Consider the following 22,440-nt stretch of genomic DNA (forward strand, 5'->3'; position numbering starts at 1 on the left):
ATACCCTCTCCCTTTCATGTCTCTTTATGTTATTTATTAAAAAACCGGGAAAGTTCGCCTTGAATAAGAGAGACTTGTCCCGGTCTTTTACCGGAAACCAGTTCCTGCTTCAGCAAACGATGAAGCTGTGAATCGGACAACTCTCTACGTCTAACCTCTGTATCAGGGGTAATAACCGTAGCTTCTTCGGATTCCTTCGTGACTGGGTTCATCACCTGCTTGATGCCGGCAATGTTAACACCCTTCTCGATTAATGCTTTGATTTCCAACAGGCGTTCCACATCATTGAATGAGAACAAACGCTGATTGCCGGAGGTACGAGCGGGCACAATCAGACTGTGCTGCTCATAATAACGAATTTGTCTGGCAGATAAATCGGTTAGCTTCATTACAATACCTATAGGAAATAGTGCCATATTTCTGCGGATTTCATCACCCATGACTCATCCAACCTTCCAATGATCTTTTTCTCATCTCATTGTACATTTCCTGGTTTCGCGTGTCAATGGTGTGTGAGTTTTTCTTACAGAAGATTTCTATCCCGCATACTTTGCAGCGCCATCAACACACCGTACTTCACATGAGAATAGGTTAATCCGCCTTGCATATAGCCAATATAGGGCGCCCGGATCGGCGCATCCGCAGATAACTCCAAGCTGCCACCCTGAATGAACGTTCCTGCCGCCATAATGACAGGATGTTCATAACCGGGCATATCCCAAGGCTCAGGCACGACATGGCTGTCAACGGCTGCAGCACGTTGAATCCCCTGCACAAAGGCAATCAGATGCTCCGGCCCGTCAAAAGCAACCGCCTGGATCAGGTCCGTACGCGGTTCATCCCAGGCTGGTTTGGTCGTAAACCCGCAGCGCTGAAAGACAGCAGCTGCAAAGATACTCCCTTTGAGCGCTTGCCCCACTGTGTGTGGAGCCATAAAGAGCCCTTGGTAGAGTCCGCGTGTTGTTCCCAGCATCGCGCCTACTTCTCCGCCTATCCCCGGTGCTGTGAGCCTGTAGGCCGCCAGCTCAACAAGATCGCTGCGTCCGCAAATATATCCGCCTGTCTCAGCGATACCCCCACCCGGATTCTTGATAAGTGAACCTGCGACGAGGTCGGCTCCCACCTGGGGAGGCTCAAGCTCTTCCGTAAATTCTCCATAACAGTTGTCTACGAATACGATGACATCCGGTTTCAACGTTTTCACTTTTGTTACCATATCGCCGATTTCAGCGACCGTAAAGGAAGAACGCCAATCATAGCCCCGGGATCTTTGGATTCCGATAACTTTTGTTTGGTCATTTATAGCGAGCGCTACTTCGTCCCAATCCACTTTCCCTTCGGCAGTTAAAGCGGTCTCACGGTAGCCTATACCAAAATCGGCCAAAGAGCCTGTCCCGTCACCGGGCTTGCCAACTACTTTATGCAACGTATCGTATGGGCGTCCTGTGATGTACAGCAATTCGTCTCCTGGACGCAGTACGCCAAAAAGCGCCGTAGAGATGGTATGCGTACCAGAAGCAAAATGAGGCCGAACCAGCGCCGCCTCCGCACCGAATACCTCAGCATACACAAGATCCAGCACTTCACGGCCCCGGTCATTATAGGCATAGCCGGTAGAACCGGCAAAGTGAAAATCGCTCACCTGCTGCCGCTGGAACGCCTCAATAACCTTCCACTGATTGTGATCCACTATCCGGTCCAGCTTTTTTACCGCACTTTCAATTTCAAGTTCTGCAGCCTCCGCCGCATGTAAAATATCCTCTGCAAAAACAGCCATTTCCCCTTGTTCTCCCCTTACATTACATTTACTTAACATCAAGAATTAACCCCACACAGTAGGATTCGGCTTCGAAGACCGAAGGAGATATCCATGCTTTGTGGGGACACTCAATGCATTCCTTAATTTATTTTGAGACTTGCTCAAAATGATGGTTTATTCCTGCACTACGAACTCCGCTAACTTGTAGCCCCATTTCTCATAATCCTCTTTGTTTAAGCGGACATTGTAGAGCACATCATTCTCGTCGTACTGCTGCTCCAACACCTCGCCTACACGGTAGAGCAATGAAGACAGGTCGCCACGGTCACCTGGAATCCGGAAGGTTAGAGTATCCCCTGCCAGCGAATCTTCAATGATCTCCCGGATCAGGGTTAGATCTTCAGGGTTAAAAGCACTGATCTTTAAATATCCCGGACCTGCAGGAAGCATCTCCAGCTGTTCCGGCTGACAGATATCGCTTTTGTTGAACAATGTAATTTGCGGCTTCCCGGCAGCACCCAGATCCGTGAGTATGGCTTGGACAACCTCCATTTGTTCCTCACGCATTGGAGAAGAAGCGTCGACTACATGCAGCACCAGATTCGCTTCATTCACTTCCTCCAGAGTGGCACGGAAGGACGCCACCAGATCATGCGGCAGATTCTGAATGAATCCAACCGTATCTGTTAACACAACCTCTTTGCCTGACGGAAGCTGCAGTACACGTGAAGTCGGGTCAAGTGTGGCAAACAGCTGATTCTCAATATATACATCTGCATCCGTGAGCTGCTTCAACAGCGTCGATTTGCCTGCATTTGTATATCCGACAAGGGCCACCTGTACGGCACCGCTCTTGCGGCGGCGTTCTCGATGCAGCTCACGGGTCTTCACCACTTCGTCGAGCTGGCGCTTCAGCTCATCAATCCGGTTGCGGATATGCCGGCGGTCCGTCTCCAGCTTGCTTTCCCCTGGTCCTCTTGTGCCGATACCGCCGCCGAGTCTGGATAGGTTCTTGCCCTGCCCGGAGAGGCGCGGCAGCAGATAGGAGAGCTGTGCCAGCTCTACCTGAATAATACCTTCCCGCGTCTTCGCCCGTCCGGCAAAGATATCCAGGATCAGCTGGGTGCGGTCGATAATTTTCAGATCCAGAGCTTCCTCCAGATTGCGCACCTGCGCTCCGGACAGCTCCTGGTCAAAGATTGCCGTATTTGCACCGAAACCATCTGCAGCCATCCGCAGCTCTTCTACCTTCCCCTTGCCGATGAACCATTTGGAATCAGGAGTTTCCTTGTTCTGGCGCAGCACGTCCAGCACTTCGACACCGGCTGTCTCCGCTAGCTGCACCAATTCTTGCAGGGAAAGCTCCGGGTCAATGCCGGTGCGCTTAATTTTGTCCGTCACCAAACTGACTAATATTGCCCGGTCCTGGATATCTGTTTGTGTATCATGTGTTGTCGTCATGCATTCAATGCTCCTTATCTCCATACCCCACTGAGGTATATCATCCGTTAATCATATTTTGTTTTACAGCTTAAAATCTTCAGTCCGCAGTGTCATCAGCTCCTGCTTGCCGGGGCTGTTGCTCTCGTACTGGTTCAGCAAGCGTACTGCTTGTGCACGCACGGCTTTCTCAATCGAATTGCGCACAAAGCGCGCATTGCTAAAGGCATGAAGGCTCTCCGTCTTCTCCACCAGCAAATGCTGCTTTAACTTGAGTATCGCCTGCGGCATCAAAATATAATCGCGCTCTTTGGCCATAAGTTCGGCAATCTGCAGCAGCTGATCAATCGTATAGTCGGGAAATTCAACCTGAATGGGAAATCTTGAAGGCAGCCCCGGATTGCTCATCAGAAAATAATCGATCTCGCCGGAATACCCGGCCAGGATCAGCACAAACTGGCTGCGGTGATCCTCCATGGATTTTACCAGCGTATCGATGGCTTCCTTTCCAAAATCTTTATCGCCACCGCGGGCAAGACTGTAGGCTTCATCAATAAATAGGATGCCCCCGAGCGCCTTTTTCACCAGGTCACGCGTCTTCTGGGCGGTATGTCCAATATATTCGCCGACGAGATCCGCTCGCTCTACCTCGATCAGATGCCCTTTGCTTAATACACCCATCCGCTGGAACAGCTTGGCGACAATCCTCGCTACCGTCGTTTTACCGGTTCCGGGATTGCCCTTGAAGACCATATGGTAAGCCTGGCCGCCACTGGCAAGCCCAGCCTCGCTACGCATCTGGGCGATCTGCAGAAGCGCATATATCTCAAATACAAGCTCCTTGATATTATCCAAGCCAACAAGACCATCAAGTTCCCGGCTTAACTCCTGGAACAGTCCGCTATGGCCGTGATTTTTGGGGAGCGCGGCTCCACTGCTGCTGTCGCTCACCGCACTGCTCATCGGAGGGGGATCTTGATTCCGCAGCACAATATTGATTTGCCTTGACGGTCTGCCTTCCTCCCGCCCGCTTGCTGCCGCTACGCGTCCGTTCACCTTATTCACCTCATTATCCAGGGCTGACTGCTCTAAGTAAGTCTATTCCGGTACATGAGGTCTTATTAGCAGTTTCAGGATTTTTATACTTGGCAAATGATTTACAGAAATAACTGCTGCAGCTTCCATTTGGTGTAGGCCAGGATTTCACGGGATTTATACTTGGCCATCGACATTACCTTTGACTCGGTAAGCCCCAGCTCAGGTGCAGCATAGCCCAATTCTCTGGCAATTTCCTGCGCCCGCCGTCCATGGAAAGTATGCGTAATAATAACGGAAGACGTCATCCCCTCACGCTTCATAATTTCCTGGCTGAACAGCAGATTCTCGTACGTGCTGGTAGATTTGTTCTCCATAAGGATATCTTCTTCCGGCACCCCTTGCTCCACCAGATAATTCCGCATCCCTTGACCTTCGGTAAATTTGTAGTCCGGATCGTCCAGCCCCCCCGAAACAATAAAGGTGCTGAACATTCCCTCCCGGTAGAGCTTTAGCCCGTAATCCAGCCGTTCCTTCAGGCCGGGGCTTGGCTTATCCCCCCACATGGACATGCCGAGAATAATCCCTGCATCCGCTTTCGCCATAGGTGATGTTGTAGCCGCACTGTTAATGTTATTAAACACAACCGCACACCATAGGAGGCCTGCTGCCACAATCGTTATACCTGCAATAAACAAGTTGCGCTTACGCCGGGAACGGCGTTTTCTGGACACTTTGCGTATTGGGGATGAACCTCTTTGGTAAACGTACCATTCCATTTTTTATTTCCTCCTGAATTCTCCGTGATGGAACAATTCGGCACGATGCTTCAGTGAGAGAGAGAAATAAGGAAAGGCGTGCGCGTCAATACTGCGTAGAATGCTCTTGGCTGTTGCCCAGGCCAGATTATAGTCGCTGTCCGTAATGTCTTCCCTTTCCAGCGCTTCCTCAAGTTCATCCTCATCCAGCAAAAACACCTCTCCGTTCCAAAGCACCACAACGTCCAGGTACAAATCATCAAACCATGGAACGCCTTGATCCGTGACGCCTTGAACTTTGCAGGTGTCAATGTACCATTGTACGATATTCTGTCGTTCGTCGAACATAGCCGTCACAATATAGTGGCTATCCTTGGGAAAATATTGCAGCCAAGAATATCCTTTGTCCGCTATGCGGTATGTATGCCTTCCATAGCTCTTCCACAGTGGTTCCTTCAGCCCGTAAATCGTATAAAGAGTGATATAACCGCTGAATTCCCGGGTTTCCACATAGCGGCAGGCGAAATGTCGGCGCGTAATCCGGCGCCAGTTGGCCCGGTCTCCGAATTTACGTTTCATATGAATTACCCTCTCAAGAAATGGTGTCTTCAGCTTAACACATTTAAGAGACACACTCAAAACATCCCGTAAAAAAACAGAACTGCCGGCAACGTAATCAAAGGTTACAGCTTCTGGATTAAAGCAAATATTTAAAGGTCCATTCAAAAAAAAGGACTATCCTTTCCCATCTTGGATGGGTAAAGGATAGTCCTTTGGATCAAAGACAATCTCCATTGTTATTGAGGAGATTGGCCCTCATTTGAAAATCCGTTCTCCGGAACTGTTCCCGCCTCAGTACTGTTATCCGTACCAGCATTTCCTGAACCGGAGGTTTCAACAGGTGTAATAGTTGGCAGCGGGGTTGGTGGAAGCGGAGTAGCCGTTGCTTCCGGCGGGGTTACAGCTCCACCCCCATTACCGTTGCCACCTCCATTGCCATTGCCATTGCCGTTCCCATTACCATTTCCATTCCCGTTGCCGTTCCCATTGTTTCCACCGGGATTGCCGTTGCCTTCGCCGTTTCCGTTACCCTGTCCGTTGCCTTGATCATCTGTCGGAAGATTCGGATCAGGCGTTGCTTCCGGTTCTGGTGTCTGCAGTTCATCCTGAACCATTACGGTAACGGTGCCCGATGGCTCGCTCTCCACATCCAGTTCGGGATAATAAGCTGTTACATAATATTCGTAAGTCAGCCCAGGCATGGCGCTAATATCACCCATTGTGAGTGACTTTGTGCTGAGAAGTGAAGTGAACTCCGTCTCCGAGGTTTCCCGGCGGTAAATCCGGTATTCCACTCCTGCAACCTGAGCCGCTTCCCAGCCAAGGTTCACGGTCAATGTTGAAGGATCATATTCAGCGGATAGACCCGTGACAGGCTGTACCGTTTCCGGAGTAGCCGTTGGTTCAGGCGCACTCGCACCTTCCGGTTTAGGGAAAGATTTTTCCGGAATCCCCTCCAGAGCCTTCTCCATAACTTTACCCCAGAACGCCGCTGCAAGCGGACTGCTGTTCTTGAGCAGATGTGTCTTGCTCGGCTTGTCATATCCCATCCACACTGCTGCGGTCCATTCCGGTGTATAACCGACAAACCACACGTCACGGTTGGATTTGATCCCGTCGTACCCGCTCTGGGTAGTACCGGTCTTGCCGGCAACCGGACGGTTGATTTTCGCTTTTTTACCTGTACCGTCCTGTACAACTTCCTGCATCATTTGGGTCATTTGGTAAGCTGTATCCTTATTCATCACCCGCTCAGGCTTTGTATTGGCCTTATAGACCGTGTCCCCGTCACTGTTGGCAATCGATTTAATCGAATACGCCTCACGCAGTTCACCGCCGCTGGCAAAAGCACTGTATGCCTGAGCCATTTCCAGCGTATTGGTTCCTTTGCTCATCCCGCCGAGGGCGAGTGACAGGTTCTTGTCTTCATCGCTGAGGCTGATCCCCAGCTTCTTCGCAAACTGGAAGCCGGTATCCACACCAATCTCATTCAGCAGCCAGACCGCCGGGATGTTTTCCGACTTTGTTATCGCCTGACTCATGCTGATCGTTGATGAGTAGCCATGTAGATTTCTCGGACAGTATTTGCCGAAGCACTGCTTTTCATTGCTGAGCATTGAGGAGCTTGAGAATTTCCCCGACTCCAGAGCAGGAGCGTAAGAAACCAATGGTTTGAAGGAGGAGCCCGGAGAACGCCGGCTGCCGTTAACACGGCTGTAGCCCTTCTTCTCATAATTCCGTCCGCCCATCAGCGCAACGATGCTGCCATTCTCCTGATTGATGATGGTCATCGAACCCTGCACCAGTTCCTCATCCACACTTTTTTCGAAATTGTCGCTATCGGCAAAAGCCTCTTCTACCGTCTGCTGGGCGTTTTTATCCATCGTTGTATAAATTTTGTATCCGCCGATGTTGAGATCATCTTCGGTTAATCCAAACTTGTCTTCCGCCTCGTCTATAGCATAATCAATAAAGGCCTGATAGCGCTGTTTGCTTTCGGGCGGCTTATAGTTGTAGTTGACCGCAGCGGCTTCATCCCGCTCCTGTTCAGTAATTTTCCCCTGTTCATACATCAGCTGGAGCACTACGCCGCGGCGTTCCTTGGACAGCTCTGGATTACGCAGCGGATTGTAACGTGACGGCCCTTTCGGCATGGCAGCCAAAGTGGCGATTTGCCACAGCTTGAGTTCGTCAAGATTACTTTTGCCAAAATAACGGATAGATGCTGCCTTGATGCCGTAGACTGTGCCACCAAAGTTAATCCGGTTCAGGTACAACGTAATAATCTCATTTTTGGTTCTCTCATTCTCAAGTGCTACAGCAATGGAAACCTCGGTCGCTTTGCGGAAAAACGTTTTATCGCGTGTCAGGAAGATATTCTTCGCAAGCTGCTGGGTGATCGTACTGCCGCCTTCAACCATGCTGCGTGCTGCGATATCTTTGACGGCCGCGCGGCCGATCGACCATAAATCCACACCTTTGTGTTCAAAAAAACGTTTATCTTCTGTAGCAACAAAAGCCTCGATCAGTTGTTTAGGAATATCTTCATACTCTACCGGATCACTCTTTTCGAGTGACAGCTCGCCGATCAAATTCGCATTGCGGTCAAAAATCTGTGTCGGCGGGTTCACTGTTAATTTGTCCTGGTTCTCATTCAGCAGTTTCTGGCCGTTCAACATAATAAACAGGTAGCCGCCAAGCGCACAAAAAATCGCCAGCGCCGTTGCAAAAAATAAACTCCACAGTACGCGTTTCTTGGTTAGAAACTTCTTCTTTTTCTTAGGCTTCCCTTTGGGACTCGCAGGGGTGGTGCCCCTGTCTCTATTGCGGTTCGTCCTGGAAAAATCGTCTCTAGACATGCTGCCTCCTGACTCCCTTTCGGAAACATCTTGAAATTGTATACACGAATGAAAAGAACAACCTTCACAGGTTGCTCTCTCGCACTCTCTATTCAAACGCTTTATAAACAAAAAGGTTTCACTACAAGGTTGTAAAAAATGTTATTCTTCGCTTCCACTGTCCTGCATCAGCGATACGCTGCGCTGTGGCGTAAAGGTGGAAATGGCATGCTTGTACACCATTTGCTGGCGTCCGTCACTGTCGATGACAATTGTGAAATTGTCAAATGCTTTGATGATTCCCCGGATTTGAAAGCCGTTGGTCAAATATACTGTGGCAGGGATATTCTCTTTACGCAGCTGGTTCAAGAACGTATCTTGGATGTTAATGGACTTGTTCATATGACGTACCCCCAATGGTTCAATTAGATTGTTCAGAAGTATATTCAAGACCTGAGAGAAACTTTCCTGCTATTATAGCACGTATTTTTGCAAAATTCTCTGAAAAGTTTTGCTCGTTGAAATCGTCGATCCACTGGATTTCCTTCATGTGGCGAAACCATGACAATTGTCGTTTGGCGAATCGGCGGGTATCGCGTTTCAGCAGTGTCACAGCCTCGTCCAGCGTCGTTTCTCCCGCGAGATAAGCGGCAATTTCCTTGTAGCCCAATCCCTGCATGGACACAAGAGTTCTGCTGTAGCCGTGATCCAGCAGTCCTTTCACCTCGGCGACGAGACCTTCCGCCAGCATCTGATCAATTCGGTCTTCAATACGTTTATATAGTATTTTCCGGTCCATTGTCAAACCTATGAGGCATAACTCATATGGAGACTCCTTCTTCTGAGCCTCATGGGACGCCGAAAGCGTAACTTTTGTCTGGTGATGAATTTCCAGCGCACGGATGATTCTGCGGCGGTCATTCGGATGCAATCTGGAAGCGCTGGCAGGGTCCACAGCCGCCAGTCTGGCGTGCAGGGCTTCTGCTCCATGCTCCTCGGCAAAGGCGTCCTGCTCGCTGCGGAACGCCTCATCCGCCACGGCCTCAGAGAAACGGAAACCGTAACACAGGGATTCAATATACAGTCCCGTTCCGCCCACAATAAATGGAAGCTTCCCCCTGGTGCTGATCTCCTCGATCAGCCGGACGCCCTGCACCTGAAATTCAGCGGCAGAATAGGCATCTTGCGGATCATGGATATCAATTAAATGATGCGGAATCCCCTTCATCTCCGCTGGTGTGATCTTGGCTGTGCCGATATCCATTCCGCGGTAGACCTGCATGGAATCACCGGAGATGATCTCTGCACCGTACGTCTCCGCGAGCTCCAGGCTAAGCCTTGTTTTGCCGACTGCGGTCGGCCCCAGCAGTACCAGAACCTTATGTTTAGTCTCAGTTGTCAATGTGTATCACCCCGTACGATGTTTTGGAGCTGCTGCGCAGCTGTTCGGTAAAGCCCAGCCGTGAGAATTCGCCGCTTAAGGCCTTCTCTTTGAGCAGGACAGCCTTGCGTGCTACTCTGACTGCCTCAGCGACACTCTCCCCGGTCAATGCTGCTGTGTTAGCGAAACGGCGCAAGGGGGATATTGCCGCAGAATCCGTCAAGGGAACCCGGAACATCGGGTCGAAGTAAACGATATCGACACTATTGTCCGGCTGTTCCCGCAAGTACCCCAGATGTTCGCTGTGCACAACCTGGATGCGGCGCAACGCTTCGTTTACTTTCTGCTGGCCGGAAATGTACTGGCTCATGCCTTCAAGCAGCAGCGCATACAGCGGCAAGGAGCTTTCCAGCGCAGTCACCACAGAATCTTCTCCGCCATGGACGGCAAACAGCAGAGAATCGCTGCCAAGACCCGCCGTGCAATCCAGCACGCTGTCTCCCGGCAGCATTCCGGCAGCTTCCAGCATGGGATCAGATTCGCCCTTCAGAATGCGTTTCGCCCGGACAAAGCCCATACTGGGATGAAACTCCATCGGTGGCAGACCCGGCGAGATCAGCCGTACCGCCTCCTGCAGAACTACCAGAATCTCCTCGTCCCCGTAACGTTCCGCCAGCTTTGGCATGGAGAACCTAGCCCTAAGCACATAAGGTGCACCTGTGCGCTCGGCAAGCTGCTGAGCCCGCAGCACAATTTCCGGTATCGGGTCAAAACCCGTTGTTATAATCATGATGCCTCCGATCTGGTACGCATTAGAGCGCTAAAAATAGAAATGAACAGATTGCAGATCAAGAGCTGTAAGTGAGCTGGCTTACCTCATATGCAGTGCAGCTGCACTTACATGACACGTTTGAACAGCTTCTCCAGGTCATAGGAAGAGAAAGAAACCACGATCGGCCGTCCATGCGGACATGTATATGGCTGGCGGCAAGCTGCCAGCCTGGACAGCAGAGCCTCTACCTCCTGTTCTGTAAGCTTCTGGTTGGCCTTGATGGACGCCTTGCAGGAGCAGAGAATGGAGGATTTCTCACGCAGTTTGGCCAGGTCGATGTAACGTTCGCTCAGCACCCATTCCGCCATTTCCTCAATGACCGCCTTCTCATCTCCCTCAGGGAACCAGTAAGGCAAGGAACGTACCAGAAAAGTCTGCCCTCCGAAATGCTCAAGAAATACACCTGCCTGTTCGAACCAATGCAGCCTTTCACTAAGCTGGCGGCTCTCCGAAGGGGTGAATTCCAAGGTGATCGGCAGGAGAAGCTCCTGCGAAGCATCCTCGGGACGACCGAATTTCTCATAATAATATTCATAATTAATCCGTTCATGTGCCGCATGCTGGTCAATCAGATAAAGCCCGCTGTCATTCTGGGCAATAAGATATGTCCCGTGATGCTGGCCGATATAGTTCAGCTCAGGGAACTGAGGGAGCGCAGGATCTTCACTGCCGGTTGGAGCGTACAGCTCCTCTGCTGAAGGCATCCCTCCCCGGGGCGGCATTGCCCCGGCAGGCTGGCGGTAGCTGCCGCCAGCCCCTTCACGCGGCAATGAAGAAGTACTGCCGCTGTATGCCGCAGCAGACTCCCGGGCCACCGGCATTGCGCTCTGAGGCTCTCCCGTCCGCTGCTGTGCGTTGCCGGAGTAGCGTTCTCCTGCTGCAGCCCCGTTGCCGAAGGGAGAAGCACTGCTGATTCCACTGTTCCAGGCGTCCGGTCTCTCTACAGGACGGTTAGCATCCGATGTACCCGCTTGCTGCAGATCACTCTGCGGAGCAACACCGGAGGGCATATCACTTTGCGGACCAGCGGTCCGCGGGTCTGGACCGTCTTGATCATTGCGGGCCATGCCTGGCAAACCATCGGCTGGCTGAGGTATGGCTCCTTTCGGAAAGGCAAACTGCTCCTGGATAAAGGAACTGCTGCCCTTGGCGCCTATTATCTCTTTGCCCGGCCGCGGAATCAGACTCTGGCCCAGCAGAACCTTGCGGATCTCCTGCTCAACAAATGCGTACAGTTCGATCTCCTTACTGAACCGCACCTCCAATTTCGCCGGGTGTACATTGACGTCGACGAGTGACGGATGCATGTCCAGCTGCAATACGAGCAGCGGATAGCGGTTAATCGGCAGCAGCGTGTGATAAGCCCGCATAATAGCCGCATTCAGCCCGTTGCTGCGGATGTATCTTCCGCCTACAATCGTGGTGACCGCATTACGGTTGGAGCGGGTCCACTCCGGCCTGCTGACAAAGCCGGTAATCCGGTAATCCGGATCTTCTGCTGAGATCGGCAGCATCGCCTTGGCCGCTGATGTACCGTAAACGGCAGCAATCACCTGCAACAGATCGCCGTTGCCAAGTGTATGCAGCAGCTGATTGCCATTGTGATGCAACGTAAAGGAGATGGACGGATGAGCCAAAGCCATCCGGTACATCGCATCCGAAATATGCCCCAGCTCGGTTTGGATGCTCTTCATATATTTCAGCCTTGCCGGTGTGTTGAAAAATAATTCCCTTACTGCAAGATCGCTTCCCTTACCGGAAGGTGTATCCTCATTGCGGATTAGCTTCCCGCCTTCGATATCAATCAATCTGCCTTTACCATCATCACTGCTGGCAGTCAGAAGGGATACCTTCGAGACAGCGGCGATACTGGGCAGAGCCTCGCCGCGGAAGCCAAGGCTCGTGATCAGGAACAGATCACGTCCATTTGCAATCTTGCTGGTCGCATGCCGGTAGAAGGCTGTCTCGCAGTCCTCAGGCTCAATACCTGAGCCGTTGTCTTTGACGCGGATGCTCTGCAGTCCGCCCTCTTCAACAGAAACCTCAATTCGGGTGCTGCCGGCATCAATCGCGTTCTCCACCAGCTCCTTTACAACGGAAGCCGGCCGCTCCACAACCTCACCCGCTGCAATCTGGTTGGCAATATGCTCGTCCAGTACATGAATTTTAGCCATTTTGTATTCACCTCGCCAATAGTGATGTTTGTTCTTCGCTAGAATTACGCTTTCTTGGAAATACCCTAAATTACAGTTCCTTGGCTTTTTGCTTAAGCTCATTCAGCAGGCCCATTGCCTGCAGAGGGGTCATATTCATCAGATCTGCACCCTGAACAGCGGCAACCAGCTCTTTCAGTAGCGGATTTTCTTTAACAGGTGCAGGTGCGGAAGCCGCTCCACCTTTACGGTTCCTGCGCGGCTCTTCTTCCCCAAAGATCGACAGTTGTACGACTTCAGCGTCTGCTGCATCCGGCAGGGAGGCCAGCGAGACGGCAGCTTCGGTGTAAGCTGATCCGCCTGATGTGCTCACGACGGCTGCATTGCCCGCATGCATGTAGGCAGCATCATCTCCTGATGGCAATACATCCGTGTCTTGCGTTCGGCTTGCAGATAGTCCGCTTGCCTGTTCCTTCACACCGTGACGGCTCTCATAAGCAGTCCCGTATTGCAGCGCAGGCGAGCCCGGAGGCGCAGACTGCTCAATGCTCTGGAGCAGACCGTATGCCCGGTCAATAATACCTTCCGGCAATCCGGCCAGCCGGGCGCAATAGATGCCATAGCTGCTGTCGGCAGCTCCCGGCACAAGCTTGCGCAGGAAGTTCACTTTGTCTCCACTCTCTTGCACGGCCATAGAATAATTCTTCAGCCCTTGCAGGCTCTGCTCCAAATGGGCCAGCTCATGAAAATGCGTCGAGACCAGTGCTTTGCAGGCAATGGTATCATGCACGTATTCAATTACCGCCTGGGCAATCGCCATGCCCTCGCTTGTCGAGGTGCCCCGGCCCAGCTCGTCAATAATAATAAGGCTGCGCGATGTTGCTTTCTCAGTCATGACCTGAATATCAGCCATCTCCACCATAAAGGTGCTCTGTCCGCCAATCAGGTCATCCGCCGCTCCAATCCGTGTAAAGATCCGGTCTATCAGCGGAACCTCCGCGCTTTCTGCCGGAACGAAGCAGCCGATTTGGGCTAGAATGCAGATCAGTGCCACCTGGCGCATGTAGGTGCTTTTGCCAGCCATGTTAGGGCCGGTGATGAGCAATATATTGCCTTCATTCTTGCTCAGTGTACTGCCGTTTGCTATAAATGCAGAATCTTTCAGCACCGCTTCTACTACCGGATGCCGTCCACCTGTAAGACGCAGGTCATAACCGTCGGATAGCTTGGGTTTTACAAACCGGTGCTCGGCGCTGACCGCAGCAAGACATTGATACACATCTATTTCTGCAACCTTCTCTGCCAAGGCCTGCAGCCGGGGGATTTGTGACCCGATACGGTCCCGCAGCTCGGTAAACAGGCTGTATTCGAGATCGGTCATTTTGTCCTGGGCTTCGAGAATCAGTGCTTCTTTCTCTTTCAGCTCAGGGGTAACATAACGCTCTGCATTCGCCAAGGTCTGCTTGCGTTCATATCTTCCTTCCGGCAAGGAAGCAAGATTGGAGCGGGTAATTTCTATATAATAGCCGAAAATTTTGTTGTAGCCGATCTTCAGCGACTTGATGCCTGTAGCCTGGCGCTCCTTCGCCTCCAGCTCGACGATCCAGCGTTTGCCGCTGCTGCTCGCTTCCCGCAGCTCGTCCAGGCGCTCATGATAGCCTGTCCGGATAATTCCCCCGTCCCGCACAGATACCGGCGCATCCTCGGTAATTGCCCGCTCGATATCCTCACGCAGCTCTGCACATTCATCCATGGTGGAACCGATCTCTCTCAGGGTCTCTGAACCCGATGTCAGACACATATCTTTCAGGGCCGGTATTTGCGCCAGTGACTGCTTCAGGGCATTCATGTCGCGTCCGTTGGCACTGCCGAAGGCGATGCGCCCGACGAGCCGCTCCAGATCATAGATTTCTTTCAGCGCCCCGCGCAAATCCTCACGGACAATAAACTGGTTATAGAGATAATCCACAGCCTCCAGACGACGCTCAATCGGGGCCCGCTGCAGGAGCGGCTTGTCGATTCTGCGGCGCAGGAGACGCCCGCCCATCGAGGTTTCGGTGCGGTCCAGCAACCAGAGCAGCGAACCTTTTTTGGAGCGCTCGCGCACCGTTTCAGTGAGTTCCAGATTGCGGCGTGTGAACGGATCCAGAATCATATAGTTGCCAGGCTCATACGGCGAAATCTGGCTTAGCTGTCCCAGGGAACGCCGCTGGGTTTCACTCAAATAGGAAATCAGCATCGCCAGACATTTGCCCCGCTCACTCTCCAGACGCACCCAGGCCGCTTCGCCGAACTGGCGGCGGGCCAATTCCTCTTCGCGTTTCTCCCAAGGAGTGTACACGACCGGCTTCGCCAGCAGTGAGGCCTCACTGCGCAAACTCTCGAGCAGGTTAGCATCTCCGATAATCTCGGCTGGCTCATAAATGCCGATCTCGTCACGCAGCCATTCCGAACCTGAGAGAACGGAAGTGACATACAGCTCACCCGTTGTCAAATCGCAGGCAGCCAGAGCCATCATCCCGTCCTGCTCGGTCACGCAAACGAGGTAGTTGTTACTTTTGTCCGTAATAATTTTGCCGTCCATTACTGTACCCGGGGTGACTACGCGGACAATATCCCGGCGCACCATGCCCTTTGTTACAGCGGGATCATCCAGCTGCTCGCAAATCGCAACCTTGTAGCCCTTTTCGATCAAACGCTGTATGTAACCTTCCGCGGCATGGTATGGCACTCCGCACATCGGAATGCGCTCTTCGCCCCCACCCTCACGGCCGGTTAAAGTAATCTCAAGCTCTTTCGAAGCCAGAACCGCATCCTCGAAGAACATTTCATAAAAATCGCCCAGCCGGAAAAAAAGGAAAGCGTCCTTTGCCCCTTCCTTTACCTTTAAATACTGTTCTATCATCGGCGTATATTTTGCCATCATTGACCTCCATACCTATCTTCTGTGTTCTCTATTATAACAGAAACCTGCAAGGCAAAGTCACCCCGGGAAGTCACAATAAGCGAACACTAAGAGAACACCAGAGCTGGAACGCTGCCTGCATCGGATGCATTACAGATATTGTTAATTATAGCCATTGAAGATCAACATGACCATATGATGTGCTTTTTCAATAATTTGCTGTAAAATTATAAAGGAATTATTATACATTACTGAAACTGAAGGAGGTACAAGCTTGATACGCAAACTGAATGAAGCCGACCGGGAGGATTTGATGGAACTGGTAGGCAAAAATCCGGCTATCAATTTATACATTATCGGAGACGTGGAAAATTTCGGGTTCGAGCAGGATTTCATGGAGCTTTGGGGAGAAAGCGACTCCGTAGACGGGCCGTTAAAGGCGGTGATACTGCGTTTCTACGGAAGTTATTTGCCATATTCAGAGGGGCCTTTTGATGCGGAGGGTTTTGCGGAACTGCTGCGCAGAAACAAAAACGCCGAAATGATCTCAGGCTCTTTAGAGGTCGTGCGGACACTCAGTAAATGGTTGAATATCCGGCAGGAAAAAGAGATGCTTTTCGCCGAGCTGACAGAGATGAATGAGGAAATCCGTACAGCGGCATCCGCTCCTGTGCCCATCCAAAAAGCCACGACACAGGATGTGGATGCCATTTGTACATTGACGGATGTTATTTCAGAGTTCACCAGCAGTCCGGAGGACGCGCGTAAAACCCTGCATAAAACGCTGGAAAGCGGAACCGGCCGCACCTACTTCGTGGAACAGAACGGGGAAGTAATTGCAACCGCGTCAACCGCGGCGGAAAATTCGCGGTCAGCGATGATAGTCGCCGTAGCCACCCATCCGGAATACAGAGGACAAAAATTAGCTTCACGGGTAGTCGCACAGCTTTGTGCCGATATTCTGGCCGAGGGAAAATCGCTATGCCTTTTCTATAACAATCCTCAAGCAGGCTTAATCTACAAAAAGCTCGGCTTCCGCGATATCGACAAATGGTCCATGACTTATTTACATAAAGAAAATCAACTTACAGGCGCAGGTATATAAGCCTCAGGGCGACAGAATTCCCAACCGACTACCGCTGATTCCTCATGGACTCTTTCCCGGTCCACAGCGGACGGATATCCCGCGATTCATCCCAGGTCTGTTCCGCGGAGATGCAGCGGAACAGCGGTTCTACGTAAGGGGCGGCGCGCGCGTAGCCGTCCAGTGCGCGAAGCTGGGCCTGCAATGGAGCCCAGGCGGCGCGCAGCGGATCTTTGCTGCCGCTGTAATAGGCGGCATGCAGCTCTTCCCGGTCCAGCGGGCGCTGCGTCAGGTCTTCATAGCGGCTCACGATCAGGTGAGCCAGGAAGACCGCGCCTTTGGCGATGACCGGGGACACCAGGAAGCTCGGCAAGGTCCGGTATTCAAAGCCGCCATGCGGCTGAATACGGAAATCGCCGAGCACCCCGTAACGCGGACGCCGCGCCGCAGCCCGGGCGTCCTCCAGCAGCAGCAGCGGCAACGCCAGATAGTTGTCGAGCGCGCGCAGCAGCGGCGCCGTCAGCCGGACGCCGCTGAAGTGCAGGTGGCCGCCGAGGGCCCAGCCCCGCAGCGGCATGCCTCCCGCCCGCCAGCGGAGCGAGCGGTCGGATACCATCCGGTCCGCCGTGGCTGCGGCGGACATCAGCTGCGCCAGCAGTGCGCGCGGTTCCCCGCGCGGCGCAGGGCGCAGCTCGGCGACCGGGAACATGCCGCGCGTTCCCGGAGGTCCGGCGTCGCAGCCCGCGACGCCGTCTACGGGCAGGAACCGCGACGCGGGCACGACGCGGCCGGAGGTTTCCCGGAGCAGGAGAAACTCCGGGTCCATGCCCATCAGCATGCCTGGACGGCCAGGCAGCTCCCGGGCCAGGTCGCGGGCCAGCGCCAGCGACGCTGTACAGTAAGGCTCCGGCAGCGGCTTGCCGGCAGGTTCTGCGAGCGGGAGGATTTGTTCCACAAGGTATCTCCTTCCGCCCATAGCCTTTAGCCGGACTTCACCGCTGTCCAGCCCCAGGCTGTATAAAGCTCTAACAGCAATTCCCCTCACCAGTCCGGCAGTTCCGCGCCGCTCCGGGCCGGGACTGTAATGCGCCTGTTCACCGAGTATTCCGTAATCTCCGGGATTTCCAGGGTCTCCATGATCTCCATGGTTATCAATTTCACCCTCATCTAGCAAGCTAACACCGGTACCCCCGGACACACTATCTCCACCGATTGAGGTAGCTGGGCGGGAATTCCCCGCTGCAGCACTCATGGCCCGGCCGGTACCCAGTGGTGTGATCTCAAGCACTGCCAGATTGAATACCTTAACCAAGTATTGCTGTTTGTGTCTGTCCATATCAGGACCCTTCTTATATGTATGGCCATTTGCAACAGCTATTCTTCCGGCTTGCCCTGCATCCCTCTCCAAGCGATTCCCGCCGGCAGACAGAGCAGCCTCCAGTCCACAGCGCCGCAGCCGGAGCTCTTGTTGCTCCGGAGTTAGCTGCAGGTACTCCTTTAACCCTTCATTCACGCTGGCTCCTCCCTAGTGGTTCGTTCCCCTAACTTTAGATCTTCCAGTTCTTGATGCTGAAAAATAAATAAAAAATAAAAAGGAGGGCATTCGCCCTCTCGCCGCCGCCCTCACTACATATAATGGATTATAACCCACCCGATATTCAGTTGGCGGCGGCGCATTCCTTCCTTACAGCTCATCATCCAGGGCGTCAGGATCCAGATCATCGAAATCAAAGCTTTCACCGTCGAAATCGTAATCCTTGTCTTCCGGATCATCCGTTTGATCAGTGACAAACACGCGAACCTTGGTCTCAGCCACCAGTTCCGCTTCGAATTCCCGCTCTACGCGAAGTGTCACACTGCCGCCGCCCGGAGAGACACCGGCTTCCACACAATTTGGTTCCTGCGTTGCCTCCGCAGAGACCTCTACCGTGGAAGCACGGTGTCTCGGATCCAGATACGACAGCGGAATGAGCTCCACGTAGGAGACCGTTTCCTTGGCTACCTCGGTCTGCTTGTTTTTGTCGTACGAATACCAGATGTTCACATCGTAAGTACCGATTACTTCGATTCCGTTTCCGGCGGCAACCGCTTCGTACTGGTGGTTAATAATCCAAGCCCCCAGAATACTTGTCGGATGATGTGGCGGAGTCACGGTATGAGTTGCGGTAGAGAACTTACGACCTTTGCCGCAAATTGCCTTCGTAATGATCTCCCTTGTTTGACGTTTATGACTTAATGACATCTTTAAACCTCCTCCATACAATCATTCACTATCAAGTGTATGCACGTTCTGGGCATTTGTTGATTGTTAGAGTAGAAATAAATTTGGGTAAGCCCTCCATGCGCCCCGTTATAAGATTCATAGTTCATTTTATTGCAATAATCCCCTGGTTATGAGTACATAGCAAAAAACGGACAGCCCACAGGCAACCGTAGACCTTCCGTCAAGTCGTAACTCCACTCCTGCTATTGGAGCCCGTTATTCTTCTTACCAGAAAGGCAAAGACACCCGCAGCAACCGCCTGCGGGTGTCTTCATACGAGGTGTTATAACGGTATTACCCGCATAATCCCCAAATCTCGGTGCCTGCTGAGATCAATGAAATCCTCATCAATATTAACCAATGGCCGCAGCGGATCATGCGCGAGAATCATGATGATTTTGCCTATCCGCCCATCCGAGAGCACTACTTCATTGCCTATCATTGACTGCATCAGCTTATTGATAAAGACACTGCAAATATAAGGATCAAGCTTGCCGTAGACATTATCCTCCATCTGCCTCAAAACCTCATATAAAGGCGAGGCCTTCCGGTAGTAGCGGTCAGAAGTCATCGCATGGAAAATATCCACCACAGCAACTATTTTACTGAAATCAGTAATTCGGTGGCCCAGAACACCAAAAGGGTATCCGCTGCCATCCATGCGTTCATGATGCTGCAGCGCAACGAGTGCCTGCATATGATTGGTTCCGACCGTATCCCTGATCATCTCGTATCCGATAGTGGTATGCTTTTTCATCATCGCAAGCTCTTCTTCATTCAGGGGTCCGGGCTTGGACAGAATTTCAGCAGGTATCATAATTTTCCCGATATCATGAAGCGTTGCGGCAATGGTCAGCATACTTAGTTCTTCCGGTTTCAGCTTGAGCCACTTCCCCAGAAGTGTAGACAAAATTCCGACTGCAACATTATGTCTGTATGTATAATCATCCTTGGACTGCAACGCAGCCAATATTCCGTAAAAATCGTTTTTCTCACTAACCCGCTGGATAAAGGGAATGACTTCATTGCGCAGCTCAATCATGGGCAGCCGTTTGCTCTTGTTAAAACGTAGTTGCTCAAAGATACTCTCCATCGCAGACGTACACTCGTCAACCGCAATCTGATAGAAAGCTGCACTGTCCACTTGAACCACATCATGCGGCTCGAGAAAGATCTTGTGCTGACTGATCAGACGGATATGATCACTGCTTAACAAAGTCAGTGCGGGCAGAACAAACACGCCATTATGGTTGAAGAGATTCTCAACAAGCTGTTTACCGATATATTGTTCATTGCTGTTGTTCAATAGTCCTCACCTACCTGCGCAGAAATTCACCTATGCGAACCGTCTGCAGTAATTGGAACTTTCACTGCCCCATCTTCTAATGAATAACACATTAATCCTGTTGCCTGAACAAAAACTGAACGACGGGACAATTACCAGCTCACTTTTAGTTCTTACATATCTTATCGTTATTTTACGCAGCAATGTTAATACCTCACTGACATTTACATTTTATAGATTACGAGGGGCCACGGAAAGCGGCCGGTCGTTTCAACGGTTTGGCTTCAACCGGAACCTTATGGCGTTTGGCAATTTTCAGATAAAGTGCCAGCTCCCGGCAGAGCTGCAGAATCGCAGAACGGACCTCGAACTCTTCACGGGTTTCCGGCAGCTCCATCCGCTCGAACTCCTGCTCAAGCGCATCCAGCAGCCGCTCCGTCCGTCCGGTGTATTCCTCTGCCAGTACATCATTAGAAAGCTGATCGAACAATTCGGCAACCATATCTCCATGCGGCAGCTGACGGTACACCTGGGAGAGCAATTGCATCATATTCTGGATCGACTCCAGTTGCTCCTTTCGCATATAGAAATAAATATTCCAGGCCTCATCGGGATGAATCACATGATTTTCCATTTCCCTGGACGCAGCCGTAAGTCCCCGCTGCACGGCCTCGTTCGCGCCGATAAGCTCCTTACCGTCCCATACATAACCCGGGTCCCGCAGCGTCCTTGCCATTTGTACAAATATGATCGAAAAGTACTTGTCGACCTCCTTGCGGATACCCGCAATTACCCCGCCAGTCTGCGGCATATAGATCAGATTGACCAGCCCCGCCGATCCCAGACCCACTACCAGCAGCTCAATCTGCTGCAGCAGAACATGAAGTGACAGCTCAGCTTGTCCGAACACGCGGAACACGATTACCGAGCTGGTAACGATGCCCTCCTTAAAGCCCGATTTAACGATCAGCGGAAAACCGAACAGCACATACAAGCCAAGTACCCAATAATGAAAGCCCAGGGTGAAAAACAGAATACAGCCTAAAAAGAGTCCCACAAGCGAGGCTGAGAAACGCGCCATTATCGTTCGGAGACTCCTTTTACGCGTAGTTTCCACTCCGAGGATCGCAAGCAGGCCCGCGCTTTGCGCGTTGGGTATACCTATAGCTGCTGCCAGCAGAATGGACAGCAGCGTTGCCGCCGCTGTTTTGATAATTCGAAATCCCATGTAAATACCTCTCCTTGGCGTTTCATCGTTCAGGTAAAGATATAAACATGGTACAAGATTTTCTGGGGAGACACAATATGACATGTTTCTCACCGCCTCGACAACAACAGCTTCTCCACATAGACGACCATCTGGTACATCGCCGTAGCCACCGCTGCAATAATCAGCAGACTGGACATGACAAGAGTGAAATTGAACACCTGAAAACCATATATGATCAGATATCCAAGCCCCGACCTTGCGACTAAAAATTCACCGACAATTACACCCACCCAGGACATGCCAACGTTTACCTTCAAGGTTGAAACAACGGTAGGAAAGGATGCCGGCAGGATAACCTTAAAGAACTCCTGTACCCTGGTCGCCCCAAACGACCTGACCACCTTCACGAGATTCGGGTCTACGCTGCAAAAGCTGTTATACACAACAAGTGTCGTAATGAGAACAGTGATGGATAAAGTAGTGATCACGATTGCGGTAAATCCGGCACCGAACATCACGATAAAGATAGGCCCCAGCGCCACCTTAGGCATACTGTTAAACACGACCATGTACGGGTCAAGCACCGCTGATAAAAAAGGCGACCACCAGATGATCACTGCCAGCAATGTTCCAAGCAGCGTTCCGAGTACAAAGCCAACCACGGTCTCCCCTACGGTAATCCCCAAATGCGGCCAGAGGCTTCCGCTGATCATGTCTTCCCAGATCTGACGGAAGACCTTCGTCGGATAGCTGAACAGCAGTTCGTCAATCCAACCCAGCCGGGCTCCTGCTTCCCATAGCAGAAAAAACAGCAGCAGCAGACTGCCCCGCACGGCCATGACTCTGCTCTGCCAGCGCCGTTTTTTCTTCCTGTAATCGCTATGCTTCTGCTCCAGCCATTGTGCACGGGAAGCGGTTATTTCGCTTTGCTGACTTG

Annotated in this window: 18 protein-coding genes; 1 reads left to right on the forward strand and 17 read right to left on the reverse strand. The window is 51.9% G+C overall.

What is annotated here, in order from left to right; genetic code table 11:
• Positions 1–29: 29 nt before the first annotated feature.
• The 12 genes from H70357_RS19610 to mutS all read right to left on the reverse strand — a co-directional run bounded on the left by H70357_RS19610 (position 30) and on the right by mutS (position 15,679).
• Positions 30–440, reverse strand: coding sequence for a MerR family transcriptional regulator (locus H70357_RS19610; protein ID WP_036656080.1), 411 nt, complete (start codon positions 438–440; stop codon positions 30–32).
• An 83-nt stretch (positions 441–523) separates the two neighbouring features.
• Positions 524–1,777 carry a methionine gamma-lyase family protein gene (locus H70357_RS19615; RefSeq protein WP_038593008.1) on the reverse strand — a complete coding sequence of 418 codons (1,254 nt, stop codon included), beginning with the start codon at positions 1,775–1,777 and terminating at the stop codon, positions 524–526.
• A gap of 156 nt (positions 1,778–1,933) precedes the next feature.
• Positions 1,934–3,220 carry a GTPase HflX gene (hflX, locus tag H70357_RS19620; protein ID WP_038593011.1) on the reverse strand — a complete coding sequence of 429 codons (1,287 nt, stop codon included), beginning with the start codon at positions 3,218–3,220 and terminating at the stop codon, positions 1,934–1,936.
• A 63-nt stretch (positions 3,221–3,283) separates the two neighbouring features.
• Positions 3,284–4,255 (reverse strand): AAA family ATPase, encoded by a 972-nt coding sequence (locus H70357_RS19625; RefSeq protein WP_038593013.1) that lies wholly within the window; start codon positions 4,253–4,255, stop codon positions 3,284–3,286.
• 101 nt (positions 4,256–4,356) lie between these two features.
• Complete coding sequence (locus tag H70357_RS19630; RefSeq protein ID WP_038593016.1) at positions 4,357–5,013, reverse strand: YdcF family protein; 657 nt, start codon at positions 5,011–5,013, stop codon at positions 4,357–4,359.
• A gap of 3 nt (positions 5,014–5,016) precedes the next feature.
• A complete protein-coding gene (locus tag H70357_RS19635) occupies positions 5,017–5,571 on the reverse strand; it encodes a ribonuclease FAU-1 family protein (protein WP_038593019.1) in 555 nt (184 codons plus the stop codon).
• Positions 5,572–5,789: 218 nt separating this feature from the next.
• Positions 5,790–8,411 carry a transglycosylase domain-containing protein gene (locus H70357_RS19640; protein ID WP_038593022.1) on the reverse strand — a complete coding sequence of 874 codons (2,622 nt, stop codon included), beginning with the start codon at positions 8,409–8,411 and terminating at the stop codon, positions 5,790–5,792.
• Positions 8,412–8,552: 141 nt separating this feature from the next.
• Positions 8,553–8,792 carry an RNA chaperone Hfq gene (hfq, locus tag H70357_RS19645; RefSeq protein WP_019910673.1) on the reverse strand — a complete coding sequence of 80 codons (240 nt, stop codon included), beginning with the start codon at positions 8,790–8,792 and terminating at the stop codon, positions 8,553–8,555.
• Between the two features lie 19 nt (positions 8,793–8,811).
• Positions 8,812–9,792: a tRNA (adenosine(37)-N6)-dimethylallyltransferase MiaA gene (gene miaA / locus H70357_RS19650; RefSeq protein ID WP_038593027.1), complete on the reverse strand. Its 981-nt coding sequence runs from the start codon at positions 9,790–9,792 to the stop codon at positions 8,812–8,814.
• Positions 9,782–10,561, reverse strand: a complete 780-nt coding sequence (locus H70357_RS19655; RefSeq protein ID WP_038593029.1) for a class I SAM-dependent methyltransferase — start codon at positions 10,559–10,561, stop codon at positions 9,782–9,784. Before H70357_RS19655 ends, miaA begins: the two co-directional genes overlap by 11 nt.
• Positions 10,562–10,668: 107 nt before the next feature.
• Entirely contained in the window at positions 10,669–12,777 is a 2,109-nt protein-coding gene (gene mutL / locus H70357_RS19660; RefSeq protein ID WP_038593031.1) for a DNA mismatch repair endonuclease MutL, read from the reverse strand.
• A gap of 70 nt (positions 12,778–12,847) precedes the next feature.
• The gene (gene mutS, locus H70357_RS19665) at positions 12,848–15,679 is read right to left on the reverse strand and encodes a DNA mismatch repair protein MutS (protein WP_038593033.1); all 2,832 of its coding nucleotides are present in this window, start codon (positions 15,677–15,679) and stop codon (positions 12,848–12,850) included.
• 256 nt (positions 15,680–15,935) lie between these two features.
• On the opposite strand from mutS, the gene H70357_RS19670 reads away from it, so the two are divergent.
• Entirely contained in the window at positions 15,936–16,766 is an 831-nt protein-coding gene (locus H70357_RS19670; RefSeq protein ID WP_038593035.1) for a GNAT family N-acetyltransferase, read from the forward strand.
• Positions 16,767–16,794: 28 nt separating this feature from the next.
• Here H70357_RS19670 and H70357_RS19675 read toward each other — a convergent pair whose 3' ends face one another.
• The 5 genes from H70357_RS19675 to H70357_RS19695 all read right to left on the reverse strand — a co-directional run bounded on the left by H70357_RS19675 (position 16,795) and on the right by H70357_RS19695 (position 22,399).
• A complete protein-coding gene (locus H70357_RS19675) occupies positions 16,795–18,258 on the reverse strand; it encodes a putative amidoligase domain-containing protein (protein WP_052092141.1) in 1,464 nt (487 codons plus the stop codon).
• Positions 18,259–18,429: 171 nt separating this feature from the next.
• Positions 18,430–18,987 carry an outer spore coat protein CotE gene (locus H70357_RS19680; protein ID WP_038593037.1) on the reverse strand — a complete coding sequence of 186 codons (558 nt, stop codon included), beginning with the start codon at positions 18,985–18,987 and terminating at the stop codon, positions 18,430–18,432.
• A gap of 304 nt (positions 18,988–19,291) precedes the next feature.
• Positions 19,292–20,314 (reverse strand): HD-GYP domain-containing protein, encoded by a 1,023-nt coding sequence (locus H70357_RS19685; RefSeq protein WP_038593039.1) that lies wholly within the window; start codon positions 20,312–20,314, stop codon positions 19,292–19,294.
• Between the two features lie 217 nt (positions 20,315–20,531).
• Complete coding sequence (locus H70357_RS19690) at positions 20,532–21,521, reverse strand: aromatic acid exporter family protein (protein ID WP_038593041.1); 990 nt, start codon at positions 21,519–21,521, stop codon at positions 20,532–20,534.
• 89 nt (positions 21,522–21,610) lie between these two features.
• Positions 21,611–22,399, reverse strand: coding sequence for an ABC transporter permease (locus H70357_RS19695; protein ID WP_379140429.1), 789 nt, complete (start codon positions 22,397–22,399; stop codon positions 21,611–21,613).
• Between the last annotated feature and the right edge of the window lie 41 nt (positions 22,400–22,440).

The organism is Paenibacillus sp. FSL H7-0357 (assembly GCF_000758525.1).
In the GTDB taxonomy this organism is placed as follows: domain Bacteria; phylum Bacillota; class Bacilli; order Paenibacillales; family Paenibacillaceae; genus Paenibacillus_AQ.